Here is an 8,373-nt window from a genome sequence, read left to right as displayed (position 1 = left end):
CCGTCGACGTGGACTCCGAAGGCCGGATCGTCGTCGAGGGGCCGGACGGCCGGACGTGCGCTTCGGCCGGCGACGTCACCCATCTACGACTGGCGCGCTAGTTCCGCCGCTGCCGGTGTGGGTCGGCTAGCGGGCCGGGTCGGTATTCGGGTTGGACCGTTGGCTCCGGCTGCCCATGGTGGGGATCAGCGATAGGATCGGGATACCGATGCACACGTGCAGGATACCGGTGGCTAGACCTCGCCAGATGTCGGCGTCGACAGTCAGCGGGACCACAAAGGCCGCGATGATCAGCAAGCCGACGATCCAGCGGTAGAAGCTGTTCGGCGTCGGCGTGACCAACTGCAGGATGTACCAGAGTGCACCGCCCACCAGCGCGGCGATGAAGCCGACCAGCGCGAACCAGTATTCGCCGCCCGGGTCGAGGGGGTTGAGTGTGCCGGTGTTGGTGGCGGCGTTGACGCCGCGCGCGATGAGCCCGATGATCCAGGCGACCAGCCACGCCGCCAGCCCGGTCACCACTCCCGTCATGAAGACACCGCCCGCGAACATCAGCGGATCGATGTCGGGGCCGCGGCGCCCACGCGCGGGCTGCTCGGCCGGTTGTCCCTGCGGGTAGGGCTGCCCTTGCGAGTACTGCTGACCCTGCGTGTACGGCTGACCCTGGGTGTAGCCCTGCTGGTAGCCCGGGTCGCTGCTGTACGCGCGGGTCTGCGGGGTGCGGCGGCGCGGGTCATTCGGATCGGAGTAGGTCACGATTTCCAGTGTAACGAGATCGCGGGGCGACGCGAGGACCCAGCGTGCTCCTCCGGGCGAAGGCCGGTCGTATCCGGACTACGCTGTCGCCATGGCTTATCCGCGGGAGAACCTGGCGCCCGGTGAGACGGTGGTGGTGCATTACCATCCACACTGGAAGAGTGTCGTCACCCCAATTTTGGCGTTCTGGCTGGTCACGGCCGTCGCCGCGCTGGCGATCGGGGCGATCTGGGGGGCCGGTAGCCTGCGGACCGCGCGACCCGCGCTCGCCTGGGCGATCGCCGCGGTTTGGTTGGTGGCGGCGATCTGGTGGCTGGTTCGCCCGCTGCTGGATTGGGTGACCACGCATTTCGTGGTCACCGATCGCCGGGTGATCCACCGCCGGGGCCTGCTGACCCGGTCGGGGATCGACATTCCGATCGCCCGGATCAATACCGTCGAATTCCAGCACGGCCTGATCGACCGACTGCTGCGCACCGGGTCGCTGCAGATTCAGTCGGCGTCGGAGGATCCGTTGACATTTGTCAACATCCCGCGGGTCGAGTCGGTGCATGCCTTGCTGTACCGGCAAGTGCTCGATGCGCAGCCCGATGACGAGTGGGGTCGACGATGACCGGCACCGGGCGCAGCGTGCTGCTGGCCGAAGACGATCTGGCGATCGCTGAGCCGCTGGCGCGTGCGCTGGTGCGGGAAGGCAATTCCTGCGATATCGCGAGCACCGGCCCGCAGGCCCTCGAAGCGGCGCTGTCGGGCACCTATGCGCTGGTGATTCTCGATCTCGGCCTGCCCGGAATGGACGGACTGGAAGTGTGCCGCCGGATCCGGCGGGAGCGGCCGCAGTTGGCGGTGCTGATGTTGACCGCGCGGACCGACGAGGTGGACTTCGTGGTGGGTCTGGATGCCGGCGCTGACGACTACGTCGGCAAACCTTTCCGGTTGGCCGAACTGCTGGCCCGGGTGCGCGCGCTGCTGCGGCGCAGTTCGTCGGCCGACGATGTGGTGCTCGACAGCGGCGGCATCCACTTGGATGCGCGGGCCCGCCGGGTGGTCGTCGACGGTGTGGAAATGACGCTGGCCAACCGGGAATTCGATTTGCTGCGCTGCCTGATGGAGACGCCCGGGCAAGTGCGCTCTCGGGACGAGATCATGACGGAGGTGTGGGGTTCGACGGACCTGCGGTCGTCCAAGACGTTGGACATGCATATCTCCTGGGTGCGCCGGAAGATCGGCGATGACCAGCCCAGTCGCCGCAAACACATCGCCACCGTCCGTGGTGTCGGTTTCCGGTTTGATCCGTAGAGGCAGGTAGATACGTCATGCGCCAGCGAATTTTGCGGACGATGATCGCCGTCCTGTTGGCGATGGGGATCCTGCTCGGTGTGCCGCTGGCTGTTGGTACGTGGGTATGGATCGCGCAGAGCGCCCGCGACGATCTGTCCGAGCGACTCAAGACGATGTCGGAATATGTGCTGGCCGAAGAAGCTGGTGGGCGGGTGGCTGGACCGCATGCGCTGGAATTGGAAGAGTTCGCGCTGCTCGTGCCTGCGGGCGCGACCCTGACCTTGTCTGAGCCTGCCGAGGAGCGGCGGCTGGGGCCTGAGCCTGCGGTGCGCCGCATCTCCGAATCGGTGACACTGGGCGCCGGGTACACGCTGACGCTGTCGGTGCCAGCCGCACAAGTCCGGCCTACCCAATGGCTGGCGGTGACGGTCCTGATCGCCGTGGTTGTCGGTTCGGTGGCGGCCGGGGCGGTCGTGGCGTTGGTGACGGCGCGCCGCCTCACTGAACCACTGACGCAGGTGGCCGAGCGGTCGGCGGCAATGGCCCGTGGCGATCTCAGTTCGCCGTGGCCCTATCAGGGCATCGACGAGCTTGACCGGGTCACGGCGGCCCTCTCGGAGGCGAACTCCGAGATCGCCCGGCGGTTGGAACGGGAAGGGCAGATCCTCGGCGACGTCTCACATCAGCTGCGCAGCCGCCTGACGGCGATCGGTCTGCGGCTTGACGAACTCGCCCTGCACGACGATCCCGCTGTCGTCGCCGAGGCGCAGGCCGGGGTTGCGCAGGTGGAGCGGCTGTCGGCCGAGCTCGACGAGTTGGTGTCGGCGTCGCGCGCCGACACCGGTGACCGCGCCGAAATCGACGTCGCCGGTCTGGTGGGCGCGTTGGCGCACGACTTCGCGGGGCCGTTCGCAGCCGTGGGCCGGGTGTTGCGAGTGAGCGTAGCGGGGGAGATCCGGCCGGTGCGTGGACGGCCCGGGCGGCTGCGCGAAGCTCTCAGCGCGCTACTGGACAATGCGCTGCGCCATGGCGCTGAGACGGTGGACGTGCAGGTCGAGGACATGGGGTCGGCCGACGTGGTGCGGTGCACCGTCTCCGACGAGGGCGGCGGCATTCCCGATCTGCTGGCCCCGGACATTTTCCGTCGTGGGTTCTCCGGCGGTGAGAGCACCGGAGTGGGGCTGAGCCTGGCTCGCGCGCTGGTGGAGGCCGACGGCGGTCGTCTGGACCTGGTGTCCCGGCGTCCCGCAGTGTTCTCGATCGTTGTACCGGTCGCCGCTGACGACAGCGACAGCAACGGTGATGGCGACTGCGACGGTGATGGCGACCGCGCCGCGCGGCTTAAGCCCGGTCAGGTTCCTCATCGCTGAGCGGGCGCGGTTCGCGCGGGGCGTCGTCGAGGGCGACCTCGGACTCGACGATCGGGCGGCGGCGCACTGCGCGGAAGGTCCAGAATTTGTTGACCACGAAGTTCACCGGCATGGTGATGAGGATGGCGATGAGCTGCGCCCAGTATTCGCGGGAGGCGAATCCGGCGCTCTCGTGGAACGGCGGATCGGGCAGGTAGATGACCGACGCCGGGTTGGTTAGCGCGAGTTTGATGACCAAGCCGACGGCCGCGGCCACACTGCCCACCAGGAGAAACGGCCAGAACTCGGTCCACCAGCGGGCGTGCTGAGCGGATTTGAAGGTGAACGTCCGGTTGAGCTGAAAGTTGTACATGTTGGCGACGAGGAACGCCACGATCCACACCAGTGCCGTGAATCGGACGTTGAAGTCGGTGCCCGGGATCGACCAGATGACCGACTGGGCGTTGACGGTGCCGCCGTTCAGCTTGTTCATGATGATCGCGACCACCATGTTCACCACGACGCCGGAGGCTCCGATGACGGCGAACCGGAGGAACTGGTGCGCTGTGCGCTTCAGACGTTCACTCGTGAAGTCGGCCATCGTGTCCATTCTTGTCGGTTCCGCTCGTCCGGACCGGGGACGCGGATCGCACAGTTGAGTTGTGCCTGGCGTGCGGCACACAGCTTCTCAGTGTAGTTCGGTCGTGCGCCAGATCGGTATTTCGCGCCCACGATGTCGCCCGGCGGACGCTGGGATGCCAGGATTGACCTTGTGAGTCAGCGCCCTGTTCCTTCCCACTCCGGTTTGCCGACGGTCACCATGATCGGCGGCGGGCAGCTCGCCCGGATGACCCATCAATCGGCGATCGCGCTGGGTCAGTGCCTGCGCGTCTTGGCCGGGTCACCGAGTGAACCGGCTGCGGCCGTGTGCGCCAACGTCGTGCTCGGCTCGCACAATGACCTCGACGATCTGCTTCGCGCGGCCGACGGCGCGGTGGCGCTGACCTTCGATCACGAGGGCGTGCCACTGGAGCATCTGCGGGAACTGGAGTCCCGCGGCGTCGCGGTGCGTCCGCCGTCGCAGGCTCTGCAGTACGCGCAGGACAAGCTGTTGATGCGCCGCCGGCTGGCCGAACTCGGTCTGCCGGTACCGGACTTTGTGGACCTCGGTGGTGACGCGGATGTGGCCCGCGAGGCACTGATTGCCTTTGGTGAGGCACATGACTGGCAAATCGTGGTGAAGGCGGTGCGGGGCGGATACGACGGCCGCGGGGTCTGGCTGATCGACGGTGACGCCGACGCGGCACTGGCCGTGTTCGACGGTGCGGCCGGCTCCGCCGAAGGGACCGCCGTGCTGATGGCTGAGCAGAAGGTGTCGATGGCGCGCGAGTTGTCGGCGATGGTTGCGCGCTCCCCACACGGACAGGGTGCCGCGTGGCCGGTGGTGGAAACTGTTCAGCGCGCCGGCCAGTGCGCCGTCGTGCTCGCTCCGGCGCCGGGCCTGGACGCGGAGGTCGCCCAGTGCGCGCAGCAGATGGCGCTGCGCCTGGCTGATGAGCTCGGCGTCGTCGGGAATATGGCGATGGAATTGTTCGAGACCACCGACGGCGAGTTGGTGGTCAACGAGCTCGCGATGCGGCCGCACAACAGTGGGCATTGGACGATGGACGGCTGCGTCACCTCGCAGTTCGAGCAGCATCTGCGCGCGGTGCTGGACTATCCGTTGGGAGATACCTCTCCGTCGGCCGAGATCACCGTGATGGCGAATGTGCTTGGCGCACAAGAGGTTCCGGCGATGAGTATGGACGAGCGTCTGCACCATCTGATGGCCCGCATGCCGGATGTCAAAGTGCACCTTTACGGCAAAGACGAGCGGCCCGACCGCAAGGTCGGACACCTCAACATCGTCGGACGGCCGGGCCAGACGATCGACGACGTCCGGGAGCGTGCCGAGCGCGCTGCGCACTGGATGAGCCACGGCGAGTGGACCGACGGCTGGGATTTGCATGCGGACGAGTGAGCCCTCGATGGTGCAGCGAGGAACGAGTCGAATCCACAAGGAGATCTGAGATGACAAACCCACCCGCACCGCGCGTCGGCCTGATCATGGGCAGCGATTCGGACTGGCCGGTGATGACGCTGGCTGCCGAGGCGCTGGCCGAGTTCGGCGTGCCCTTCGAGGTGGGTGTGGTGTCTGCGCATCGCACCCCGCAGCGGATGATCGACTATGCCCGCGAGGCCGCTGATCGTGGCATTCAGGTGATCATTGCCGGGGCGGGCGGCGCTGCGCATCTGCCCGGAATGGTCGCCTCGGCGACGCCGTTGCCGGTGATCGGCGTGCCGGTGCCGCTGAAGTACCTCGACGGGATGGATTCGCTGCTGTCGATCGTACAAATGCCGGCCGGTGTGCCGGTGGCGACTGTCTCCATTGGCGGGGCGCGCAACGCCGGGTTGCTGGCGATCCGCATCCTGGCAGCTTCCGATACTTCCCTCCGCACCGCGATGGCGGAGTTCCAGGCGGATCTGGAAGCCTTGGTGCTGGAGAAGGACGAGCGCCTGCGCCGCGACCTCCTTGGCGACTGACTGGACTGCCCCTGCGGTCGAATTCGGCTGACGCGGTCGGATTACGTCCGCGCTGTCGGAGTATTCCGACAGCGGGAGCCGATTCCGGCCGCAGGAATCAGCGGGCCGGATCGAGGGCGGCGACGACGTCGGTGGCGCTGATCTCGTGGGCGCCGCGCCAACCGGTGCCTGCCCACAGGTTGATCACCTGGGGGTCATCGGCAGCGGCCTTGCGTAGCGGCCCGGTGAGCGTATTGATTTGCGGATAGATCGGGGGAGCGACGTCGGTGAAGTCGTCGATGTACTGGTTCACCAGGCCGCGGGCGAGGCGACCGGAGTAGGCGCGGGTGGTGCGCGTGTGCGTGAACTGCGGGTCGGCCAGGGCGGCGCGATGCGCGGACCGAGTACCCGCTTCGGGGGTGCGCAGGAACAAGGTGCCAACCTGGGCGGCGACGGCGCCGGCGGCCAGGATGGCGCGCACGTCGTCGACGCCGCCAACACCGCCCGCGCCGATCACCGGGACACCGAGGCCGAGAACGGTGGGCAGAAGGTGGGCGAGGGAGATCTCGCGGTCGTCGTTCTGGATGTGGAAGGTGGATCGGTGCCCGCCGGCTTCGAAACCCTGGGCGCACAGGATCGTGGTACCGGCGTCGACGGCGATCTGGGCCTCGAGCGGACCGGTGATCGTGGTGATGGTGGCGACGCCGCGGTCGGTGAAGGCCGCAAGGATATCCGGGGCGGGGACGCCGAAGGTGAATGAGACCGCGGCGACCTGCTCGTCAAGCAAGACCGCAACCTTCGCGTCGAACCCGTCATCGGTGTACTCGACCATGTCGGGAAGCGCGACGCCGTAGCGTTCGGCCAGCGGCGCCAGCTTCTCGCGGAACCGGAGAAAGCCCTCACCGTCGAACGGAATCTCTTCCGGCACAAAGAGATTCACTCCGAACGGCCGGTCGGTGCGGGCGCGGACGTTGGCGATCTGGGCGCGCAATGCGTCCGGTGAGAGGTATGCCCCGGCCAGAATTCCGATACCACCCGCGGCACTGATCGCCGCGGTCAGCTGTGGCGTCGATGGGCCACCGGCCATCGGTGCGCCGACGATCGGAACGGCAAGCGTCGATAAGTCGAGCATGGTTCAGTCCTTTCCGGGGACGCGCACGATCTCCAATGTGACGGTGCTGCGGTGGATAAAGCCCATCGACTCGTACAAGCGGCGGGCCGGATTGTCGTGCGTGGTGTGCAGGAAGGGCAGATCTCCACGGGCGACGATGCCGGCGGTCACCGCGCCGATCAGCGCGTGCGCCAGCCCGCGCCCCCGAGCCTGCGGGTGGGTGCACACCGCGCTGATCTCCGTCCAGCCGTCCGGTTGCGCTCGCTCACCGGCCATCGCGAGCAGTTGTCCGGACTGTCGGTCGCGGTACCCGAGGTAGCGGCCGAGCTCGATGGTGCGCGGCAGAAACGGCCCCGGCTCGGTGAGCCGGACCAGGGCGGTCATCTCCGCGACGTCGCCCGGACCGAGCGCGACGAGGGTGGGGTCGACGGAGGTGGCGACGTGCTCGCCGGTGTATTGGACCAGGCTGAAGGTCTCCAGCCTCTGCCAGCCGGAGGGGAGCGGCGTGGACCGATCGCGCAGGCCGATCGTGCCGTGCGGCCCGGCCAGGACGGCGAGGTCGCGGTAGGCGGCGGGCGTCAGCTCGGGCGGGTGGGCGTAGAAGACCGAGACGGCGGTGTCGTAGGCGATGGCGCTACGGTGGCTCCGGGCGAACCGCGCGTGTCGTCCCCGCAGCGCCGAACCGAACGGATCGTCGAGCGGATGGTTGGTCGCGGTGCGCGCTGTCACGCCACGTCTAGTTTGGTGCGGAAAAAGTTGATCACCTGGTCCAGGGTGTCGCGGGTGGGCTCGCCGGGGCGATCGATCAGGTGCTCGGTGAGCACCGAGTGCGGCGGGATCGCAGCGTCCGGATTGGCCGACGAGTCGGGCAGTTCGACGCCGATGAACGCCTCACCAAGCTGCTCGCGGAGGAACTCGAACCGTGAGCCCGGGACAAGTTGGTCGCCTTCGAAGCGGGCGCCGAGAACTTGCAATCCCTTGGCGCAGCGGGCTTTCACTGTATCCAGGTCGCGCGGGGCGATGTCGATGTTGCGGCGCCGCCCGGGCGTGAAGCCGAACGGCAGCGAGGGCTGGGAGAGCACGGGCGCCAGCATGCGGTCGTCGACGGCCATCGCCAGGGCAAAACCGCCGGTGACGCACATGCCGACGGCGCCGACGCCGGGGCCACCGCATTCGGCGTGCGCCTTGGCGGCCAAAGCGCGCAGCCAGATCACGACCGGCGAGCTCTGGCCGGTGGCGAAGATGGTGAATTCCCGGGAGATGCAGACCTTTCCGAGTGCCTTGGTCATGGTTGCGGCCAGTCGGGGGTAGTCC

10 protein-coding genes are annotated in these 8,373 nt (G+C 67.8%); 5 read left to right on the top strand and 5 right to left on the bottom strand.

Annotated elements, in window-relative coordinates:
- Positions 1 to 126: 126 nt before the first annotated feature.
- Positions 127 to 756: a DUF6069 family protein gene (locus tag WAW85_RS11235; protein WP_422559694.1), complete on the bottom strand. Its 630-nt coding sequence runs from the start codon at positions 754 to 756 to the stop codon at positions 127 to 129.
- Positions 757 to 847: 91 nt separating this feature from the next.
- Here WAW85_RS11235 and WAW85_RS11230 point away from each other — a divergent pair, with 91 nt between their 5' ends.
- From WAW85_RS11230 to WAW85_RS11220, 3 genes are read left to right on the top strand one after another with little or no spacing between them, the layout of a single operon-like run.
- Positions 848 to 1,369 (top strand): PH domain-containing protein, encoded by a 522-nt coding sequence (locus WAW85_RS11230; RefSeq protein ID WP_422559693.1) that lies wholly within the window; start codon positions 848 to 850, stop codon positions 1,367 to 1,369.
- Positions 1,366 to 2,055 (top strand): response regulator transcription factor, encoded by a 690-nt coding sequence (locus tag WAW85_RS11225; protein WP_422559692.1) that lies wholly within the window; start codon positions 1,366 to 1,368, stop codon positions 2,053 to 2,055. The genes WAW85_RS11230 and WAW85_RS11225 overlap by 4 nt, the downstream gene beginning before the upstream one ends.
- A 17-nt stretch (positions 2,056 to 2,072) precedes the next feature.
- Entirely contained in the window at positions 2,073 to 3,407 is a 1,335-nt protein-coding gene (locus tag WAW85_RS11220; protein ID WP_422559691.1) for a HAMP domain-containing sensor histidine kinase, read from the top strand.
- Here the strand turns inward: WAW85_RS11220 and WAW85_RS11215 are convergent.
- Positions 3,379 to 3,987, bottom strand: a complete 609-nt coding sequence (locus WAW85_RS11215) for a GtrA family protein (protein ID WP_422559690.1) — start codon at positions 3,985 to 3,987, stop codon at positions 3,379 to 3,381. The genes WAW85_RS11220 and WAW85_RS11215 overlap by 29 nt on opposite strands.
- A 132-nt stretch (positions 3,988 to 4,119) precedes the next feature.
- Here WAW85_RS11215 and WAW85_RS11210 point away from each other — a divergent pair, with 132 nt between their 5' ends.
- Positions 4,120 to 5,406, top strand: coding sequence for a 5-(carboxyamino)imidazole ribonucleotide synthase (locus tag WAW85_RS11210; RefSeq protein WP_422559689.1), 1,287 nt, complete (start codon positions 4,120 to 4,122; stop codon positions 5,404 to 5,406).
- 50 nt (positions 5,407 to 5,456) lie between these two features.
- Positions 5,457 to 5,969: a 5-(carboxyamino)imidazole ribonucleotide mutase gene (purE, locus tag WAW85_RS11205; RefSeq protein WP_422559688.1), complete on the top strand. Its 513-nt coding sequence runs from the start codon at positions 5,457 to 5,459 to the stop codon at positions 5,967 to 5,969.
- 97 nt (positions 5,970 to 6,066) lie between these two features.
- On the opposite strand, the gene WAW85_RS11200 is transcribed toward purE, so the two are convergent.
- The 3 genes from WAW85_RS11200 to WAW85_RS11190 form a co-directional block, all read right to left on the bottom strand.
- Positions 6,067 to 7,080: a nitronate monooxygenase gene (locus tag WAW85_RS11200; protein ID WP_422559687.1), complete on the bottom strand. Its 1,014-nt coding sequence runs from the start codon at positions 7,078 to 7,080 to the stop codon at positions 6,067 to 6,069.
- A gap of 3 nt (positions 7,081 to 7,083) precedes the next feature.
- Positions 7,084 to 7,788, bottom strand: coding sequence for a GNAT family N-acetyltransferase (locus WAW85_RS11195; RefSeq protein ID WP_422559686.1), 705 nt, complete (start codon positions 7,786 to 7,788; stop codon positions 7,084 to 7,086).
- The coding region (locus tag WAW85_RS11190; protein ID WP_422559685.1) for a dienelactone hydrolase at positions 7,785 to 8,373 on the bottom strand (589 nt) is incomplete at its 5' end. The genes WAW85_RS11195 and WAW85_RS11190, both read right to left, overlap by 4 nt.

Source organism: Gordonia sp. (in: high G+C Gram-positive bacteria), assembly GCF_049299075.1.
In the GTDB taxonomy this organism is placed as follows: Bacteria; Actinomycetota; Actinomycetes; order Mycobacteriales; family Mycobacteriaceae; genus Gordonia.
This window is presented reverse-complemented; position numbering and strand designations above follow the sequence as displayed.